The sequence below is a fragment of the Kitasatospora sp. NPDC058162 genome, assembly GCF_042884005.1.
Classification (GTDB): domain Bacteria; phylum Actinomycetota; class Actinomycetes; order Streptomycetales; family Streptomycetaceae; genus Kitasatospora.
In genome coordinates, this window is the sequence record NZ_JBHVUS010000039.1 from 42765 (window position 1) to 62011 (window position 19247).

Sequence of the window (19247 nt, forward strand, 5' to 3'; positions counted from 1 at the left end):
CTGCGGTGGTGATGGCGGCGGCATGCACTATGGTTTATCTCGACATCGAGATAACTGCCCCTTACGATATATCTCGACATCAAGATACTTGCCGAGGGGCGCGCCCGGCGATGCGGCGAGGCCAGCCTAAGTAAGGCTGACCTTACCAGCGTGGCGGCCGGATATCGCACGAAGCACCCAGAAGGAGTCAGTCGTGTCCGCGAACAGCTTCGAAGCCCGCAGCTCGCTGCAGGTGGGCGACGAGTCGTACGAGATCTTCAAGCTCTCCGCCGTCGAGGGTTCCGAGCGGCTGCCCTACAGCCTCAAGGTGCTGCTGGAGAACCTGCTCCGCACGGAGGACGGCGCGAACATCACCGCCGACCACATCCGCGCGCTCGGCAACTGGGACGAGAACGCCCAGCCGAGCCAGGAGATCCAGTTCACGCCCGCGCGCGTGATCATGCAGGACTTCACCGGCGTCCCGTGCGTGGTCGACCTGGCCACCATGCGCGAGGCCGTCAAGGAGCTGGGCGGCGACCCGGCCAAGATCAACCCGCTGGCCCCGGCCGAGCTGGTCATCGACCACTCGGTCATCGCCGACAAGTTCGGCACCAAGGACGCGTTCACCCAGAACGTCGAGATCGAGTACGGCCGCAACAAGGAGCGCTACCAGTTCCTGCGCTGGGGCCAGACCGCCTTCGACGAGTTCAAGGTCGTCCCGCCGGGCACCGGCATCGTCCACCAGGTGAACATCGAGCACCTGGCCCGCACCGTCATGGTCCGCGGCGGCCAGGCCTACCCGGACACCTGCGTCGGCACCGACTCGCACACCACCATGGTCAACGGCCTGGGCGTGCTGGGCTGGGGCGTCGGCGGCATCGAGGCCGAGGCCGCGATGCTCGGCCAGCCGGTCTCCATGCTGATCCCGCGCGTCGTCGGCTTCAAGCTGACCGGCGAGCTGCCGGCCGGCACCACCGCCACCGACCTGGTCCTGACCATCACCGAGATGCTGCGCAAGCACGGTGTGGTCGGCAAGTTCGTCGAGTTCTACGGCGACGGCATCGGCGCCATCCCGCTGGCCAACCGCGCCACCATCGGCAACATGTCGCCGGAGTTCGGCTCGACCTGCGCGATCTTCCCGATCGACGCCGAGACCATCAACTACCTGAAGCTCACCGGCCGCGACGCGCAGCAGCTCGCCCTGGTCGAGGCGTACGCCAAGGAGCAGGGCCTCTGGCACAACCCGGCGCACGAGCCGGTCTACTCGGAGTACCTGGAGCTGGACGTCTCCACCGTCGTCCCGTCGATCTCCGGCCCGAAGCGCCCGCAGGACCGCGTGATCCTGGCCGAGGCCGCCGAGAAGTTCGCCGAGGCGCTGCCGACCTACTCCGCCGAGGCCTCGAAGCCGACCGCCGTCACCGCCCCCGACGGCTCGACCTACGAGATCGACAACGGCGCGGTCGTGATCGCCTCGATCACCTCCTGCACCAACACCTCCAACCCCTCCGTCATGCTGGGCGCCGCCCTGCTGGCGAAGAAGGCCGTGGAGAAGGGCCTGCACGTCAAGCCCTGGGTCAAGACCACCCTGGCGCCCGGCTCCAAGGTCGTCATGGACTACTACGAGAAGGCCGGCCTGCTCCCGTACATGGAGAAGCTGGGCTTCAACCTGGTCGGCTACGGCTGCGTCACCTGCATCGGCAACTCGGGCCCGCTGCCCGAGGAGGTCTCGGCCGCCGTCAACGAGGCCGACCTGGCCGTCGTCTCGGTGCTCTCCGGCAACCGCAACTTCGAGGGCCGGATCAACCCCGACGTCAAGATGAACTACCTGGCCTCCCCGCCGCTGGTGGTCGCCTACGCCCTCGCCGGCAACATGAACGTCGACATCACCAAGGACGCCCTGGGTCAGGACGCCGACGGCAACGACGTCTTCCTCGCCGACATCTGGCCGTCGGAGCAGGAGGTCGCCGAGACCGTCGCCGGCTCCATCGACGAGGCCATGTTCGACAAGGGCTACCAGGACGTCTTCGCCGGCGACTACCGCTGGCAGTCGCTCCCGGTCCCGACCGGCAACACCTTCGAGTGGGACGCCGAGTCCACCTACGTCCGCAAGCCCCCGTACTTCGAGGGCATGGCCAAGACCCCGAGCCCGGTGAGCGACATCGCCGGCGCCCGCGTCCTGGCCAAGCTGGGCGACTCGGTCACCACCGACCACATCTCCCCGGCCGGCAACATCAAGCCGGGCACCCCGGCGGCGCAGTACCTGACCGCCAACGGCGTCGAGAAGCGTGACTTCAACTCCTACGGCTCGCGCCGTGGCAACCACGAGGTCATGATCCGCGGCACCTTCGCCAACATCCGCCTGCGCAACCAGATCGCGCCGGGCACCGAGGGCGGCTACACCCGCGACTTCACCCAGGCCGACGCGCCGGTGTCGTTCATCTACGACGCCTCGCAGAACTACCAGGCCGCCGGCGTCCCGCTGGTCGTCCTGGCGGGCAAGGAGTACGGCTCCGGCTCGTCCCGCGACTGGGCCGCCAAGGGCACCGCGCTGCTCGGCGTCAAGGCCGTCATCGCCGAGTCCTACGAGCGCATCCACCGCTCGAACCTGATCGGCATGGGCGTCCTCCCGCTGCAGTTCCCGGAGGGCGAGAACGCCGAGTCCCTCGGCCTGACCGGCGAGGAGACCTTCTCCTTCACCGGCGTGACCGAGCTCAACGAGGGCCGCACCCCGAAGACCGTCAAGGTCAAGGCGGTCGGCGCGGACGGGACCAGCAAGGAGTTCGACGCGGTCGTCCGCATCGACACCCCCGGTGAGGCGGACTACTACCGCAACGGCGGCATCCTGCAGTACGTGCTGCGCTCGCTCATCGGCTGAGCTCCGCGCTAGCGCCTGAAGGGGCCGGACCGCACACCGCGGTCCGGCCCCCTTCTGCATGCTGCGCCGTTTCCCGACGCCCCCTTGTGCGGCCGGCCGTCGATGGACTAAACCTCTGTGCCATCTGGTCCAGACCATTTGACGCCGCCTCAGAGAACGGGTCCGGTATGCCCACTCGCGCCTCAGCGCTGCTCGCCGCCACCACCGTCGCCGCCCTGCTCGTCGCCCCCACCGCCGCGAACGCCGCGGAGAGCGGCCACCACGGGCCCGGGCTGAAGGGCCAGCGGGTCGGCTACTTCACCCAGTGGGGCGCCGACAGCTCCGCCAAGCGGGTCCAGGACTCCGGCCAGGCCGCCAAGCTCACCGTCGTCAACTACGCCTTCGGCAACGTCTCCGCGGACGGCACCTGCTTCGAGAGCAACGACTCCGGCCAGGGCGACGCCCACGACGACTACCAACGCCCCTTCTCCGCCGCCGACTCGGTGGACGGCGTCGCCGACGCCCCGGGCCAGCCGCTCAAGGGCCACTTCAACCAGCTGCGCAAGCTCAAGGCGAAGAACCCGCAGCTGCGCACGGTCATCTCGCTGGGCGGCTGGAGCTGGTCCAAGTACTTCTCGGACGCGGCCGCCACCGACGCCGCCCGCGAGAAGTTCGTCTCCTCCTGCATCGACCTCTACCTCAAGGGCGACCTCCCGGTCCTGGCCGGCTCCCCGGAGGGCGGCGCGGGCGCGGCCGCCGGGGTCTTCGACGGCATCGACATCGACTGGGAGTACCCGGGCGGCGGCGGGGACGCCGGCAACGTCGTCCGCCCCGAGGACGGCCGCAACTACACCCTGCTGATGGCCGAGTTCCGCCGCCAACTCGACGCGCTGAGCGGCCGGAAGGGCAAGCACTACCTGCTCACCGCCGCCGTCGCCGCCAACGAGACGGTCGCCGACCGGCTCGAACTGCCCGAGCTGAGCCGGCCGGTGGACTGGCTCAACCTGATGACCTACGACCTGCACGGCCCCTGGGAGGGCAAGGGCCCGGCGAACCACCAGGCCAACCTCTACTCCGACCCGGCCGACCCGGACGCCCGGCAGCGCTCCGCGGACAGCGCCGTCACCCACTACCAGGACCGCGGCCTGCCCTCCGAGCAGCTCGTCCTCGGCGCCCCGCTCTACGGCCACGGCTGGACCGGCGTCGCCCCCGGCAAGCGCGGCGGCCTCTACCAGAGCGCCGGCGCCGCCGCCCCCGACCACACCTACGCCGAGCTCAACGCGCTGCCCGGCCGGGTGTACGTGGACCGCGACCACGGCGCGTCCTGGAAGTACGACGGCACCACCTTCTACAGCTACGACACCGCCGAGGTGCTCACCGAGAAGGCCCGCTACGCGCGCTGGAACGACCTGGCCGGGGTGATGGTCTGGTCGCTGGACGGCGACGACGCCAGGGGCAGCGCGATCGCCGCCCTGGACCGCGGCCTGCGCCGGGACTGACCCCTGCACCGGGCCGCCGGGCCGCGCCTCCGCTCGGAGGTGCGGCCCGGCGGCCGCCGTAGTACCACGGAACCATGGCGACGACAGCGGGCACCTGGGGGACGATCCACCGCGAGCGGCGCGCCCTGCTCGCCGACGTGGAGGGCCTCACCCCGGGGCAGTGGGAGACCCCCTCGCTGTGCGCCGGGCGCAGCGTGCGGGACACCCTGGCGCACATGACGGCGACGGCCCGGATGACCCCGCCGGGCTTCTTCCGCAAGCTGGCGGGCTCCGGCTTCCGCTTCGAGACGATGACCGCCCGCGAGATCGCCGAGCTGACCGCCGGGACGCCCGCCGACACCCTCACGGCCTTCCGGGCGCAGCTGGAATCGGTCAGCCACCCGCCGGGCCCGCTGGACAGCTGGCTGGGGGAGACGGTGGTGCACGCCGAGGACATCCGGCGTCCGCTCGGCATCGTCCGCGCGTACCCGCCGGAGGCGCTGACCCGGCTCGCCGACTTCTACCGGCGCTCCAACCTGATCGTGGGCGGCAAGCGGCGGGTGGCCGGGTTGAGGCTGCGGGCCACCGACGTGGACTGGTCGGCGGGCACCGGCCCCGAGGTGAGCGGTCCGGTGCTGGCGCTGCTGCTGGCGGTCACCGGCCGTCGCAGCTCCCATGTCGAACTCGGCGGGGAGGGCCTGCCGACGCTGGCGGCGCGCGACTGAAGGCCGCCGCCGTGGACGACGCCGGGGCCCGCCGGAACGGATCCGGCGGGCCCCAGTGCGGTCGCGTCAGGCCTGGTCGCAGGCCTGTGCCCGCAGGGCGCGGGCCAGGTCGTCCCGGCGCTCCAGCACCAGGCGGCGCAGCGCCGGCGCGGCCTGCGGGTGGCCGTCCAGCCAGGCGTCGGCCTCGGCCAGGGTCTGCGCGTCGGTCTGGGCGATCGGGAAGAAGCCGCCGACGATCCGCATCGCGATCTCGATGGTCCGCTCGGCCCAGACCCGCTCCAGCAGCTTGAAGTACGGCGCCGCGTAGAGGGCGGTGAGGTCGCGCTGGGCGGGGATGGCGAAGCCCGCGCTGTTGGCCTCGACCAGGGCGCTGGGCAGCTCGTCCGAGTCGATCACGGCCGACCAGGCGGCGGCCTTGGCCTCCGGGGTGGGCCGGGCGGCCAGGCACTGGGTGTACTGGCGCTTGCCGCCGGCGGTGTTGTCGGCGGCCAGTTCGCCGGCGAGCTCCTCGTCGCCGGCCTGCCCGGCGGCGGCCAGGGCCAGCCACAGCGACCAGCGCAGCTCCTGGTCGACCTCCAGGCCGTCGATCCGGGCGCTGCCGGCGAGCAGGCCGCGGACCAGGCCGAGGTGCTCGGCGCCGCCCGCGGTCTGGGCCAGGAAGCGGGCCCAGGCGAGCTGGTGGTCGCTGCCGGGGACGGCCTCGCGCAGCTCGCGCAGGGCGCCGTCGGCGAGTCGGCGGGCGCCCTCGGCGCGCCACTCGGGGGCGGCGTACAGGTCGACGGCGGTCTTGGACTGGGCGTGCAGCGACTGCAGCACGCCGATGTTGCCCTCCTGGCCGGCGAAGCGCAGCACCAGGGCGACGTAGTCGCGGGCCGGCATCAGGCCGTCCCGGGTGAGGTTCCAGACCGCGGACCAGGCGAGCGCCCGGGCCAGCTCGTCGCGGATGTCGCCGAGGCCGGTGCGCAGGGTCTCCAGCGAGTCGGCGTCGAAGCGGATCTTGCAGTAGGTCAGGTCCTCGTCGTTGAGCAGGACCAGGTCCGGGCGCCGACGGCCGACGGCCTCGGCGACGACGGTGCGGGCGCCGGTGACGTCCAGCTCGATCCGCTCGGTGCGCAGCAGGGCGCCGTCGGAGTCCCGGTCGTACAGGCCGATCGCGATCCGGTGCGGGCGGAGTACGTCGCCGTCCTGGAGGACGGCGAGTTCGGTGATCCGGCCCTCGGCGTCGGTGGTGACCTGCGGGGTGAGCGCGTTGACGCCGGCGGTCTGCAGCCAGGCGGCGGCCCAGCTCTTCAGGTCGCGCCCGCTGGTCTCCTCCAGCACGCCCAGCAGGTCGCCCAGTTCGGTGTTGCCGAAGGCGTGCCGCTTGAAGTAGCGGCGGGCGCCCTCGAAGAAGGCCTCCGAACCGACGTAGGCGACCAGCTGCTTGAGGACGGAGGCGCCCTTGGCGTAGGTGATGCCGTCGAAGTTGAGCTTGGCGTCCTCGAGGTCGCGGATGTCGGCGGTGATCGGGTGGGTGGTGGGGAACTGGTCCTGCCGGTAGGCCCAGGCCTTGCGCTGGTTGGCGAAGGTGACCCAGGCGGAGGAGTACCGGGTGCGGGCGCCGATCAGGGCGTAGGAGCCCATGAAGTCGGCGAAGGACTCCTTCAGCCACAGGTCGTCCCACCAGCGCGGGGTGACCAGGTCGCCGAACCACATGTGGGCCATCTCGTGCAGCACGACGTTGGCGCGGGACTCGTAGGCGGCGTCGGTGACCTTCGAGCGGAAGACGAACTCCTCCTTGAAGGTCACGCAGCCCGGGTTCTCCATCGCGCCGATGTTGTACTCGGGGACGAAGGCCTGGTCGTACTTGCCGAAGGGGTACGGGAAGTCGAACTCCTCGTGGAAGAAGTCGAGTCCGAGCTTGGTGACGCCGAGGATCTCCTCCGCGTCGAAGTGCGGGGCGAGCGAGCGGCGGCAGAGCGCGGAGAGCGGGATCTCCAGGGTGGTGCCGTCGGCGAGTTCGCGGCTGTAGTGGTCGGTGGCGACGTGGTACGGGCCGGCCACGACGGCGGTGAGGTAGGTGGAGATCGGCTTGGTGGGCGCGAACTCCCAGGTGCGGGCGTCGCCTTCGGCGGTCACGTTCTCGTGCACGGCGTTGGAGCGCACGTCCCAGGCGGCCGGGGCGGTCACCGTGAAGGTGAACGGGGCCTTGAGGTCGGGCTGTTCGAAGGTCGCGAACACCCGGCGGGCGTCGGCCGGCTCGTAGTGGGTGTAGAGGTAGGTCTCGCCGTCCGCCGGGTCGACGAAGCGGTGCAGGCCCTCGCCGGTGCGGCTGTAGGCGCAGTCCGCCTCGACGGTGAGGACGTTCTCGGCGGCCAGCCCGTCGACGTGCACCCGGGCGCCGTCGTAGGCGGTGGCCGGGTCCAGGGCGCGGCCGTTGAGGGTGACCGCGTGGACGGCGGTGGCCAGCAGGTCGAGGAAGGTGGCGGCGCCGGGCTGGGTGCAGCGGAAGGCGAGGGTGGTGGTGGAGCGGAAGGTCGCGGCGGCCGGGTCGGGGGCCGAGGTCACGTCCAGCCGGACGTCGTAGCCGTCGACGGCCAGGATGCCGGCTCGCTGCTGTGCTTCCTCGCGGCTCAGGTTCTTGCCCGGCACGGCGGTACTCCTTTGTCCGGCCCGCACGGTGGTGCGTGGGTGGATGCTGTGGCTCCGTGCGCGGACTGTGGGCCGTGCACGCAGGGGCATCCTTTCACGCCCGCCCCGGCCGGTACCATTGCACAGGCCGCCGCGCCGGGGCCGGAATCAGCGGCGGCGGGCGGGTGTTGGGGTTCGGGTGGGGCGATGCCCCGCCGCCTCGGAAACACCTCACGAAGGACGAGACCCAGTGACGACTGCCGCTGAGCGCAAGACCGCCGACTTCTGGTTCGATCCGGCCTGCCCGTGGGCGTGGATGACGTCCCGCTGGCTGATCGAGGTCCAGCAGCTGCGCCCGGTCGACGTGAACTGGCACGTGATGAGCCTGTCGGTGCTGAACGAGCACCGCGACCTGCCGCAGAACTACCGCGAGCTGCTGGACAACGCCTGGGGCGCGGTGCGGGTGTGCATCGCGGCCGCCCAGCAGCACGGCGAGGAGGTGCTGGGCCGGCTCTACACCGAGCTGGGCCTGCGCTTCCACAACCAGGGCCTGCCGCAGAACCGGGAGACGATCCAGGCCGCCCTGGTGGCCGCCGGCCTGCCGGCCGACCTGGCGGACGCGGCGGACACCGACGCGTACGACGAGGCCCTGCGCGCCTCCCACAAGGAGGGCATCACCCTGGTCGGCGAGGACGTCGGCACCCCGGTGATCGCGGTCGAGGGCGCGGACGGCGACCGGGTCGCCTTCTTCGGCCCGGTGGTCACCCCGGCCCCCAAGGGCGAGGCCGCGGCCCGGCTGTGGGACGGCACCCTGCTGGTGGCCTCCACCCCGGGCTTCTACGAGATCAAGCGCACCCGGACGGCGGGCCCGTCCTTCGAGTAGGCCCCGGCACGCCGTAGCCCCCGGCACACGGAAGGCCCGGCACGCGGAAGGGCCCGGTACCGACCATCGGTACCGGGCCCTTCCGCGTCGTGCCTAGGGCGTGTCTGACAATTCCCGCCGGGCGCGCGACGCCGGGGCACGCACCTCGCCGCGTTGTCGTCGGTCGCCGATGCTCCGCATGGACTCCCTCCTCCGCCTTGCGATGCACGCACCCCAACGCCGCGCGCTGATCCGACGCGAATTGTCAGACACGCCCTAACGGGCGGCGGCCGCGTCCCGCCGCTGCTTGAGCAGCCCGGCCGCGATGAGCAGCGCGACCAGCACCCCGGCCGCGTACAGCTGCTGGCGGTTGCCCTCGGTGGTGGTCATCAGCGCGAGGATGCCGGCCACGGCGGCCAGCGCGACCCAGGTCAGGTACGGGTAGCCCCACATCTTGACGGTGAGCAGCTCGGGCGTCTCGCGCTCCAGCCGGCGGCGCATCCGCAGCTGGACGATGCAGATGAACAGCCAGACCACCAGGATCGCGACGCCGGTGGTGTTCATCAGCCAGGTGAACACGGTGTCCGGCCAGAACTTGGCGGCGAGCACGGCGCCGAAGCCGAACAGGCAGGAGACCAGCACGGCCCGGCGGGGCACCCCGCCGGAGACCTTGGCCAGCGCCTTGGGGCCCTGGCCGCGGCCGACCAGCGAGTACGCCATCCGGGAGGCGCCGTAGATGTTGGCGTTCATCGCGGACAGCAGCGCGATCAGCACCACCGCCTCCATGATCGTCCCGGCCCCGGGCACCCCGAGGTGGCGCAGCACGGTGACGTACGGGCCGTCGGCGACGACCGCCGGGTCCTTCCAGGAGACCAGGGTGACCACCAGGGCCATCGAGCCGATGTAGAAGATCGCGATCCGCCACACGGCGGTGCGCACCGCGTTGGCGACGTTCCGCTTGGGGTCGTCGGACTCGGCCGCGGCGATGGTGACCGTCTCCAGGCCGCCGTACGCGAAGACCGAGGCGAGCAGGCCGACGATCAGCCCGCTGACGCCGGTGGGCAGGAAGCCGCCCTGGCCGGTGAGGTTGGTGGCACCGGGGGCGCCGGGGCCGATCACGCCGGCGACGCCGAGTCCGCCGATGACCAGGAAGGCGATGATCGCGGCGACCTTGACGGTGGCGAACCAGAACTCGAACTCGCCGAAGTTCTTCACCGCGGTGAGGTTGCTGGCGCAGAAGAAGACCATGAACAGCGCGACCCAGACCCAGGAGGAGACCCCGGGTATCCAGCCGTTGACGATCTTCCCGGCGGCGGTGGCCTCGGCGGCGACGCCGCAGCAGAGCATCACCCAGTACATCCAGCCGGCCGTGATCCCGGCCCAGGGGCCGATCTCCTTCTCGGCGTGCACCGAGAAGGAGCCGGAGGCCGGGCGGGCGGCGGACATCTCGCCGAGCATCCGCATGATCAGCATGACCAGCAGGCCGGAGAGGGTGAAGGCGAGGATGATCGCCGGCCCGGCGGCCGCGATGCCGGCGCCGGAGCCCACGAACAGGCCCGCGCCGATGACGCCGCCGAGGGCGATCATCGACAGGTGGCGCTGCTTGAGCCCGTGGCTGAGCTGCTGGCCACCGGACGGCGGGGGAGCCTCGGTGGTCCCGGGCGCCGTGGGCGCGGAGGTGGGGGCCATAGGGGTGGATCCAGACTGTGCGGAATGCGGCATGAGCTGTCCAATATCCGAGGCGCCCGCTGCTCATGCCAACGATCTCCGCCGTGGGCCCACCATGCGGACCGGGTGGTGACCGTACGTGGCGGTGGGTTGACGGGCCGTCGCCGGGAGCCGGTTCCGACAAGCTTCACGGGCGGGGCTTTGTCCGAAACCGTGGCATCGGCGCAGTGGATCACCACGTAGGTTCACAGGTGTTCACTCACCTGGACCCCACGGAGGAGCCACCGATGGCCACTGCCACCACCCCGATAGCGCGCCGCGCCGTCCTCGCCGACCTGCTGCCCACCGCCTCGACCCGCCTCGGCGCCCAGGTCCGCGACCTGGCCCTGGTGGTCGGCGGCGCCGCGCTGACCGGCGTGGCCGCCCAGCTGTCGGTCAACGTCCCCGGCTCGCCCGTGCCGGTCACCGGCCAGACCTTCGCCGCCCTGCTGGTCGGCACCGCGCTCGGCGCCCGCCGCGGCGTCGCCTCGCTCGCGCTCTACCTGCTGGCCGGCATGGCCGGCCTGCCCTGGTTCGCCGAGGGCACCTCCGGCTGGGCGATGCCCTCCCTCGGCTACGTGCTGGGCTTCGTCCTCGCCGCCGCCCTGACCGGCGCGCTGGCCCGCCGCGGGGCCGACCGCTCCCCGGTGAACACCGCCGTCACCATGGTCCTCGGCAGCCTCGCCATCTACGCCGTCGGCGTCCCGTACCTGGCGTTCAGCCTGCACGTCCCGCTCGCCCGCGCCGCCGAGCTGGGCCTCTACCCGTACCTGGTCGGCGACGCGCTCAAGGCCGCCTTCGCCGCCGGCGCGCTGCCGCTCGCCTGGAAGCTGCTCGGCCGCCGCTGAGACCCCGGCCCCCCGTTGTCGGGCCCGGGCGCACCCGCATGCCACACTCATGGCATGCGCGTGTACCTGGGCTCCGACCATGCCGGATACGAACTGAAGAACCACCTTGTGGAGTGGCTCAAGGGGGCCGGCCACGAGCCGGTCGACTGCGGGCCGCACATCTACGACGCCGAGGACGACTACCCGCCGTTCTGCCTGCGCGCCGCCGAGCGCACCGCGGCCGACGCGGACGCCCTCGGCATCGTGATCGGCGGCTCGGGCAACGGCGAGGCGATCGCCGCCAACAAGGTCAAGGGCGTCCGTGCGGCGCTGGCCTGGAGCGTGCAGACCGCCGAGCTCGGCCGTCAGCACAACAACGCCAACGTGATCTCCATCGGCGGGCGGATGCACACCGAGGACGAGGCCACCAAGTTCGTCGAGGTCTTCCTCAACACCCCGTACAGCGGCGAGGCCCGGCACACCCGACGGATCGAGATGCTGAGCGAGTACGAGACCACCGGCGAGCTCCCGCCGATCCCGGCCCACCACCCCCAGGGCTGATCCACCCACCCACCCGTTCCTCCGTGCCGACGGCCGGCCGCACCCTCCCGTGCGGTCGGCCGTCGTCGCTCGCGCCGCCCCCGGCACCGGCGGCACCTGTGGCATCGGCCACAGCACCCCGCGCACCCCGTACCCCCGCACGCGGGGCGCACGCGCCACCTGCGGGCTCCGTATGTTCAACCGGCGCACGCCTCCTGACGGCGCGCCCGCCACCGGCCCGATCGGCCGAAACCCGCTGAGCGGTCCGCGCGCCGGGGCCGCCGCCCGCCCCCGGACCGTCGACGCCGGGCCGCACCCGTGGATAGGGTCGGGCCCCATGGCTGGCAGACCGCCGGGCGAACCGCCCCAGACGACTGCGACGAGGCCCGGCGCCGCCCCGGCGTCCGACCCCGTGACGGCCCGGCTGCGCAAGAGGCTCCGCCGGGCCCGCCGAAAGCTGCGCACGGCCGGTGTCGACTACTTCCGCGGCGGCGCCGCCGACTGGCCGGTGCTCTGCGCGCTGGCCCTGCTCGTCCCGCTGATGATCCTGCTCAACATCTGGATCCCGGACTGGGCCCCGCCCACCGCCCTGGTCCTGCCGATCCTGGCCGGCGCCCTGCTGCTGCGCCCCGGCAGCCTGGTGGTGCTCTACGCGCTGGCCGCCCTCGGCCTGTCCGCCGAGTCCGTGATCCACACCGGCCAGCGGGTCGCCAGCGACAACCCGGAGGCCTACGTCTACGGCGTGACCCCCGGCGCGGCCCTGGTGGTCGGCGCCGCCGGGGTGGGCGGCCTGCTGCTGGCCCAGTTCCGGGCCCGGGTCGGCGTCCCCTGGTGGGGCGGCTCCACCATGCTGTTCGACCTGCGCGAGCGGCTGCGGGTGCAGAGCCGGGTGCCCGAGCTGCCGACCGGCTGGCACGCGGACATGGCGCTGCGCCCGGCCGGCGGCCAGTCCTTCTCCGGCGACTTCGTGGTGGCCGCCCGCACCGGCCCCGGCCAGCGGCTGCTGGAGGTCGTCCTCGCGGACGTCTCCGGCAAGGGCATGGACGCGGGCTCGCGGGCGCTGCTGCTGTCCGGCGCCTTCGGCGGCCTGGTCGGCTCGCTGCCCGCGCACGACTTCCTGCCCGCCGCCAACGGCTACCTGCTCCGCCAGTCCTGGGAGGAGGGCTTCGCCACCGCCGTCCACCTGGTGCTGGACCTGGACACCGGCGAGTACGAACTGCTCTCGGCCGGGCACCTGCCCGGCATGCAGCGGCTGGCCGGCGAGGGGCGCTGGGAGGTCAAGGAGGCCGAGGGCCCGCTGCTCGGGATCTACGACGGCGCCAAGTTCGACGGCGTGCGCGGCCGGCTGAACCGGGGCGACGTGCTGATGCTGTGCACCGACGGCATGGTCGAGGCACCCGGCCGGGACCTCGCCGAGGGCATGGACCGGCTGATGGGGGAGGCCGACCGGCTGGTCCCCGGCGGCGCCCGGGGCGGCGGCGCGGGCGCGGCGGCCGCGCTGATCGAGACGGTCGCCCGGGACATCAACGACGACCGCGCCGTCCTGCTCCTCTGGCGCGACTGAGAAGGTCGGCGTCACGTGCCACGGGCGCATGTGCCACCGGCAGTGCCCTCGTGTCAAGCCTGGCAGCTGATCTTCAGCCATATCGGACGCCCCGTCGGCTGAGCGGATCTGCGGCTTCCGTTCCCCGCCCCCGGGCGTTTCCCGGCCGCTCAGCACCGCCCCGCCGACGATTCGTCAGAACGGCTCCGCTATCGTCCCGGTCGGCGGAAACTCGTCTCGCATCGCAGGATGTCGGCGTTGGGCTGACTGTCAGACCTTTACGCAATCGGCACGGTCGACCACACTGAGTCCGGGCGGGACTGTTCAGGATTCGGGGGATTGGGGGCGACACGTGCGGCACACCAGACAGCGGGCCGACGCGTACTCCCTCGCCGGCGCTTCGCCGGACGGTCCGCGATTCCGCCTCGGGACCGTCGGACAAGCCGGGGTCCGGCTTCGCAGGTGCCGCCGGGCGGCGGCACCACGCTATGAAACGAGGAAGTGAGTCCGGGTGGCACTCTCCGTCTCCGCGCTGGTCCTGTTCGCGATCCTGTGCATCATCTTCATCCGGAACAAGCAGCTGAAGATCCCGCACGCGATCGTCGCCGCCCTGTTCGGCTTCATGCTGCACGAGACCACGATGGCAACCTCGATCAACTCCCTGCTGGCCAACCTGGCGCACAGCATCTCGAGCATCACCGGGGGCTGACCCGGCCGGGCCGACGGACGGCTCCCGCCCACCCCTCCGGTTCGGGGCGAGCGGGCGAGTGGCAGCTACCGGCCGGCCCGCCGGGCCTCCCGCCAGCGGGCGAACAGACCCCGGGGGCGCGCCGCCGCCGGGGCCGCGGCACGCACCGGCGCGGGCGCCGGGGCGCCCGTCGGCGCGGCCGTGACCGGTGCGGCCCGCTCCGCCGTCAGCAGTACGAACAGCCGCGCCCAGCACAGCCGTTCGCCGCGCGGCCAGTCCAGCGCGCGCAGCGCCGCGGAGGCCGCCTCCGACACCTCGCCGCCCACCCGGACCTCGGCGACGTCGTCCCCCGCCTTCCCGCCCAGGAAGAGCTTCACCCCGACCGGCCCCGGCCCGGCCAGCTCCCGGCCGAGCGCAGGCGCCAGCGCGGGCAGCACCCGGTGCTCGGCGAGCCAGGCCGCCAGGTGCTCGTTGCCGAAGCCGAACACCGCCGCCGGCCCCTGCACCGCCCGCCAGCCCGGGAGTTCGGGCAGGTCGGGGCGGTCGGCGTGCACCCCGCGCCCGTCCGCCAGTTCGACCAGCACCGAGGCGGTGGTGGTCGCCCACATCTTCACCGCGTTCGCGAGCTTCTCCTCCTCGGTCTTGCCGAGGCCGGGCGCGCAGTCCCACACCACCGGGGCGTCCGCCCGGCCGAGCTGCAGCACGAAGCCGAGGTCCACGTGCCCGGCGCCGCCGTCCTCCCCGGGGTGCTCGCGCACCGCCACCGCGGTGGTCCCGGGGCCGCGCACCACCTCGCCGTCCGGGTGGAAGTCCTGGCCCAGCCGCGCCATCTCCCGGACCACACAGCGCTGTATGACCGCCAGTCGCTCCTGCGGACCCACCGGGACTCCTCCACCTCGGGAGCGCGGCGCCAGGGGTGGCGCTCGAACTGCGCTCGAACGCCGCCGAGGCTATCGGCCAGACCGCCGTGCGGGAAACCGTGCGGACGGCTTCTCCCTGCGGTCGCGGAAATGTCCGTGATGCCCCAGTTTGGTGAGCGGAACCCGCCCGCCGCCCGCCTGGAGAGCCCGCATGGCCCGCACCGCCCCGACGCCCCCCGCGCCGCACCCGACCGTACTCGCGGACCTGCTGGCGGGCCCGGACGGCTCCGGCCTGGTCGCCGAGGTCGAGGCCTACCTCGCCTCGCTGCCCGCCCCCGCTCGCACCCCGGGGCCGTACGTCTGCCGCTACGGGAGCACCCTGCGCCCCTGGCAGGCCGGCCACCCGGAGCCCCGGGCCACCCTGCTCGACCGGGCGCTGCGCCGTCCCGCCCGGCCCGTCCCGGTCACCGCCGCCGACCACCTGCGGCTGGCCTCCCGCTACATCGGCGTGCACGGCTGGCTGCAGGGCGCGATGTGGGACGGCGCCGGGCGGGTCTGCCTGCTCGGCGCCCAGGCCGCCGTCCTGGCGTACGGCTACGGCACCCCGGCGACCGTGCGGGCGGGCCGGGTCCAGCTGATGGAGGTGCTGCACGCCACCGGCCGCCCGGCGCGCTCCCCGGACGAGTACAACGACCGCCCCACCACCCGGGAGGGCGACGTCCACCAGCTGCTCGACCGGGCCGCCGCCCGGGCCGCCCGGCTGGGGCTCTGAGCGGCACGGCCCCGGGAACGCCGACGGCCCCGGTGCGCTGTTGCGCACCGGGGCCGGACCGGAAGAGCGGGCGACGAGAATCGAACTCGCGTGACTAGTTTGGAAGACTAGGGCTCTACCATTGAGCTACGCCCGCGCGACCCCCCAGCCGTTCCCGGCCGGAAGTTCGGGAGACAGCGTACCTGGTCCGGTCGCTCCTGTGCACACCGCATTCCGCGCGCACCCTCTTCCGGGGTACTCCCGTCGCGCCCCGAATAAGTCGACGAGCCGTACAGGCCCGGCGTGTACGCTTCCTCTCGGCACCACGGGGTGTGGCGCAGTTTGGTAGCGCGTCCGCTTTGGGAGCGGAAGGCCGTCGGTTCGAATCCGGTCACCCCGACAGTGCGGCAGGGTCTCGCCCACCGGGGCGGGGCCCTGTTCTGTTCGGGGGTACGGTGGCGTCTGGCGTCCGCCTTTCGTGGTACCGGTAGGATGGGGCGCTGGCGGTAGTCCCTGTGGCGTCAACCCAGGTCAACCGCACGAGGGCGAGGAGTCAAGCTCACCGTCCACCCACACGGGAGATGCAGCTCCAACCGCGCCCATCGCCCGTCTCGTCCGACCCACCCGTACCGGCTCCGGCCGGGCGTGCGGGACGGGCGGAGACAACCTGACCGCAAGCCATAGGAGACCAAACCGTGAAGAGCGCCGTCGAGACTCTGAACCCGACCCGGGTTCGACTCACCGTCGAGGTGCCCTTCGAGGAGCTCAAGCCCAGCCTCGACGCGGCGTACAAGAAGATCAACCAGCAGGTCACGGTTCCGGGCTTCCGCAAGGGCAAGATCCCGGCTCGCGTCATCGACCAGCGCTTCGGCCGTGGTGCCGTGCTGGAGGAGGCCGTCAACGACGCCCTGCCGCGCTTCTACACGCAGGCCGTCGACGAGGGCAAGATCGAGGTCCTCGGCCAGCCCGACATCACCAACATCGAGGGTGTCGAGAAGATCGCCGACGGCGGTGACCTGAAGTTCACCGCCGAGGTGGACATCCGTCCGGAGATCACCCTGCCGGAGTTCTCCTCCATCGAGGTGACCGTCGACCCGATCGCCGTCTCCGACGAGGACATCGACAAGTCCCTGGAGCAGCTGCGCGAGCGCTTCTCCTCGGTCAAGGACGTCGAGCGCGCCGCCGCCGAGGGCGACATCGTGGTCGTCGACCTGATCGCCAAGGTCGACGGTGAGGTGCCGGAGGACGGCACCGCCACCGGCGTCAGCTACGAGATCGGCTCGGGCCGCCTCATCGACGGCATCGACGAGGCCGTGCTCGGCCTGTCGGCCGGCGCGGAGAAGACCTTCGAGACCGAGCTCAAGGGTGGCACCCAGGCGGGCAAGACCTCCGAGGTCACCGTCACCGTCACCGCCGTCCAGGAGAAGGAGCTGCCGGAGCTGGACGACGAGTTCGCCCAGCTGGCCAGCGAGTTCGACACCCTGGAGGAGCTGCGCGCCGACTCCCGCAAGCGCCTGGAGCGCATGAAGGAGTACGACCAGGCCACCCAGGCCCAGGAGAAGGTCCTCGACGCCCTGCTCGCGCTGGTTGAGATCGAGTACCCCGAGAAGCTCCTGAAGGACGAGATCGAGACCCGCAAGCACAACGTCGAGCACCACCAGCTCGAGCCGATGGGCCTCGACATCGCCACCTACCTGGAGACCCAGGGCAAGACCCGCGAGGAGTGGGACGCGGAGATCGAGGAGCAGGCGAAGAAGGGCATCAAGACCCAGTTCGTCCTGGACCAGATCGTCGCGAACGAAGAGCTGGGTGTTAACCAGGAGGAGCTCACCGAGCACCTCATCCGCCGTGCGGCCGGCTCCGGCCTCACCCCGGACCAGTTCGCCCAGCAGGTCGTCCAGGGCGGCCAGGTTCCGCTGCTGGTCGGCGAGGTCGCCCGCGGCAAGGCGCTGGCCACCGTGGTCGAGGCCGCCAAGGTCGTCGACACCGAGGGCAACGAGATCAACTTCGACGACGAGGACGAGACGGCCGAGACCGTCGAGGCCCCCGCCGAGGCTGCCGCCGAGGAGACCACCGAGGCCTGAGTGCCCCGGTAGCCCCCTGAAGCGCTGCAACGGGCCCGGACGCCGTACGGTGTCCGGGCCCGTTGTCGTCCCCGCCGCGCGTTCCGGCCTCCCCCGCGACCCTGCGCTCACAGCGAACAGTTCTGCGTGAGGGATTCTGCGGCCGGGCCTGCGCGTTAGGGTCCTTGGACAGCAACAATCACGACGTGATACCCGGAAGCTGTGCGACACCGTGACGGCCGCCCGGCGACCGTCCAAATCGACTGAGCAGGTGGCTAAGTGACGTTTCCGCAGATGCAGATGGGCCCGATGGCGCCGCACGCCGCCTCTGGTGACGTGCTCGGCGGCCTGGGCGACCAGGTCTACAACCGGCTGCTGAACGAGCGGATCATCTTCCTCGGCCAGCAGGTCGACGACGACATCGCCAACAAGATCACCGCCCAGCTGCTGCTGCTGGCCGCCGATCCCGAGAAGGACATCTTCCTCTACATCAACTCCCCGGGCGGCTCGATCTCGGCGGGCATGGCGATCTACGACACCATGCAGTACATCAAGAACGACGTCGTCACCATCGCGATGGGCATGGCGGCCTCGATGGGTCAGTTCCTGCTGACCGCCGGCGCCAAGGGCAAGCGCTTCTCGCTGCCGAACGCCAACATCCTGATGCACCAGCCCTCCGCGGGCCTCGGCGGTTCCGCCACGGACATCCGCATCCAGGCCGAGCAGCTGCTCCGCACCAAGAAGCGGATGTCCGAGCTGATCGCCTTCCACAGCGGCCAGTCCTTCGAGCAGATCACCCGGGACTCCGACCGCGACCGCTGGTTCACCCCGGAGGAGGCCCTGGAGTACGGCCTCATCGACGCGATCATGCACAGCGCCGCGGACGTCCCCGGCGGCGGCGGCACGGGCGCCTGAGCCTCGGCCCGGCCCACGAGACCACAGCCACAACGCCCCGGAGGACAAGAACCCCCATGAACATCCCCAGCCTGTCGGCCGCCCAGGCCCGCGTCGAGGACATGCGCGCCGAGGGTCGCTACATCGTCCCGCGCTTCGTCGAGCGCACCACGCAGGGCATCCGCGAGTACGACCCGTACGCCAAGCTGTTCGAGGAGCGCATCATCTTCCTCGGCTCGCAGGTCGACGACGTCTCGGCGAACGACATCATGGCGCAGCTGCTGTGCCTGGAGTCGATGGACCCGGACCGCGAGATCCAGATGTACATCAACTCGCCCGGCGGCTCGTTCACGGCCCTGACGGCCATCTACGACACCATGCAGTACGTCAAGCCGGACATCACCACGGTCTGCATGGGCCAGGCGGCCTCCGCCGCGGCCGTGCTGCTCGCCGCCGGCACCCCCGGCAAGCGGATGGCGCTGCCGAACGCCCGCATCCTGATCCACCAGCCGTACACCGAGACCGGCCGCGGCCAGGTGTCCGACCTGGAGATCCAGGCCAAGGAGATCTTCCGGATGCGCGAGCAGCTGGAGCAGATGCTCTCCAAGCACTCCAACAAGCCGGTGGAGCAGGTGCGCGAGGACATCGAGCGCGACAAGATCCTCACCGCCGAGGAGGCCCTGGAGTACGGTCTGGTCGACCAGATCATCTCCACCCGCAAGACCTCGCTGACCTCCTGAGGCCGGCACCGTCGGGGGGGGGGGCGCGCCCCGGCGCGCGCCCCCCCCCCGCGCGGCGGCGGGGGCGGCCCCCGCCGCGGGGGGGGGGCAAATAGCCCCCGGGGGGGGGGCGGCCCCGCGGCGCGG

At 72.0% G+C, this 19247-nt stretch carries 15 protein-coding genes and 2 tRNA genes; 13 read left to right on the forward strand and 4 right to left on the reverse strand.

Annotated features, from left to right (window positions below; genetic code table 11):
• Positions 1-193: 193 nt before the first annotated feature.
• The 3 genes from acnA (at position 194) to ACFVXG_RS39145 (ending at position 5036) form a co-directional block, all read left to right on the forward strand.
• Positions 194-2854 (forward strand): aconitate hydratase AcnA, encoded by a 2661-nt coding sequence (acnA, locus tag ACFVXG_RS39135; RefSeq protein ID WP_387934865.1) that lies wholly within the window; start codon positions 194-196, stop codon positions 2852-2854.
• A gap of 167 nt (positions 2855-3021) precedes the next feature.
• Entirely contained in the window at positions 3022-4332 is a 1311-nt protein-coding gene (locus tag ACFVXG_RS39140; RefSeq protein WP_387934867.1) for a glycoside hydrolase family 18 protein, read from the forward strand.
• Between the two features lie 74 nt (positions 4333-4406).
• A complete protein-coding gene (locus ACFVXG_RS39145; protein ID WP_387934868.1) occupies positions 4407-5036 on the forward strand; it encodes a maleylpyruvate isomerase family mycothiol-dependent enzyme in 630 nt (209 codons plus the stop codon).
• A 66-nt stretch (positions 5037-5102) separates the two neighbouring features.
• On the opposite strand, the gene pepN is transcribed toward ACFVXG_RS39145, so the two are convergent.
• Complete coding sequence (gene pepN / locus ACFVXG_RS39150; protein WP_387934870.1) at positions 5103-7667, reverse strand: aminopeptidase N; 2565 nt, start codon at positions 7665-7667, stop codon at positions 5103-5105.
• Between the two features lie 229 nt (positions 7668-7896).
• Between pepN and ACFVXG_RS39155 the strand changes: the two genes are divergently transcribed.
• Entirely contained in the window at positions 7897-8529 is a 633-nt protein-coding gene (locus ACFVXG_RS39155; protein WP_387934872.1) for a DsbA family protein, read from the forward strand.
• Positions 8530-8784: 255 nt separating this feature from the next.
• Here ACFVXG_RS39155 and ACFVXG_RS39160 read toward each other — a convergent pair whose 3' ends face one another.
• Positions 8785-10197, reverse strand: a complete 1413-nt coding sequence (locus tag ACFVXG_RS39160) for an amino acid permease (RefSeq protein WP_387934873.1) — start codon at positions 10195-10197, stop codon at positions 8785-8787.
• A gap of 266 nt (positions 10198-10463) precedes the next feature.
• Between ACFVXG_RS39160 and ACFVXG_RS39165 the strand changes: the two genes are divergently transcribed.
• The 4 genes from ACFVXG_RS39165 to ACFVXG_RS39180 all read left to right on the forward strand — a co-directional run bounded on the left by ACFVXG_RS39165 (position 10464) and on the right by ACFVXG_RS39180 (position 13834).
• On the forward strand, positions 10464-11063 hold the full coding sequence (locus tag ACFVXG_RS39165) for a biotin transporter BioY (protein WP_387934875.1): 600 nt from the start codon (positions 10464-10466) through the stop codon (positions 11061-11063).
• Between the two features lie 54 nt (positions 11064-11117).
• Complete coding sequence (locus tag ACFVXG_RS39170; protein ID WP_350505461.1) at positions 11118-11603, forward strand: ribose-5-phosphate isomerase; 486 nt, start codon at positions 11118-11120, stop codon at positions 11601-11603.
• Between the two features lie 316 nt (positions 11604-11919).
• Entirely contained in the window at positions 11920-13146 is a 1227-nt protein-coding gene (locus tag ACFVXG_RS39175; RefSeq protein WP_387934877.1) for a PP2C family protein-serine/threonine phosphatase, read from the forward strand.
• 490 nt (positions 13147-13636) lie between these two features.
• Positions 13637-13834, forward strand: coding sequence for a hypothetical protein (locus ACFVXG_RS39180; protein WP_188304780.1), 198 nt, complete (start codon positions 13637-13639; stop codon positions 13832-13834).
• Positions 13835-13899: 65 nt separating this feature from the next.
• On the opposite strand, the gene ACFVXG_RS39185 is transcribed toward ACFVXG_RS39180, so the two are convergent.
• Positions 13900-14694: a DUF6348 family protein gene (locus ACFVXG_RS39185; RefSeq protein WP_387934879.1), complete on the reverse strand. Its 795-nt coding sequence runs from the start codon at positions 14692-14694 to the stop codon at positions 13900-13902.
• A gap of 190 nt (positions 14695-14884) precedes the next feature.
• Here ACFVXG_RS39185 and ACFVXG_RS39190 point away from each other — a divergent pair, with 190 nt between their 5' ends.
• Complete coding sequence (locus tag ACFVXG_RS39190; RefSeq protein WP_387934881.1) at positions 14885-15445, forward strand: hypothetical protein; 561 nt, start codon at positions 14885-14887, stop codon at positions 15443-15445.
• Between the two features lie 65 nt (positions 15446-15510).
• Here the strand turns inward: ACFVXG_RS39190 and ACFVXG_RS39195 are convergent.
• Positions 15511-15581: transfer RNA gene (locus ACFVXG_RS39195), tRNA-Gly, on the reverse strand.
• 169 nt (positions 15582-15750) lie between these two features.
• Here ACFVXG_RS39195 and ACFVXG_RS39200 point away from each other — a divergent pair.
• The 4 genes from ACFVXG_RS39200 to ACFVXG_RS39215 all read left to right on the forward strand — a co-directional run bounded on the left by ACFVXG_RS39200 (position 15751) and on the right by ACFVXG_RS39215 (position 19121).
• Positions 15751-15824, forward strand: a tRNA-Pro gene (locus tag ACFVXG_RS39200).
• A 295-nt stretch (positions 15825-16119) separates the two neighbouring features.
• Complete coding sequence (gene tig / locus ACFVXG_RS39205) at positions 16120-17508, forward strand: trigger factor (RefSeq protein WP_387934883.1); 1389 nt, start codon at positions 16120-16122, stop codon at positions 17506-17508.
• Positions 17509-17787: 279 nt separating this feature from the next.
• Complete coding sequence (locus ACFVXG_RS39210) at positions 17788-18402, forward strand: ATP-dependent Clp protease proteolytic subunit (protein ID WP_329931219.1); 615 nt, start codon at positions 17788-17790, stop codon at positions 18400-18402.
• Between the two features lie 56 nt (positions 18403-18458).
• On the forward strand, positions 18459-19121 hold the full coding sequence (locus tag ACFVXG_RS39215) for an ATP-dependent Clp protease proteolytic subunit (RefSeq protein WP_350886164.1): 663 nt from the start codon (positions 18459-18461) through the stop codon (positions 19119-19121).
• Positions 19122-19247: the final 126 nt, after the last annotated feature.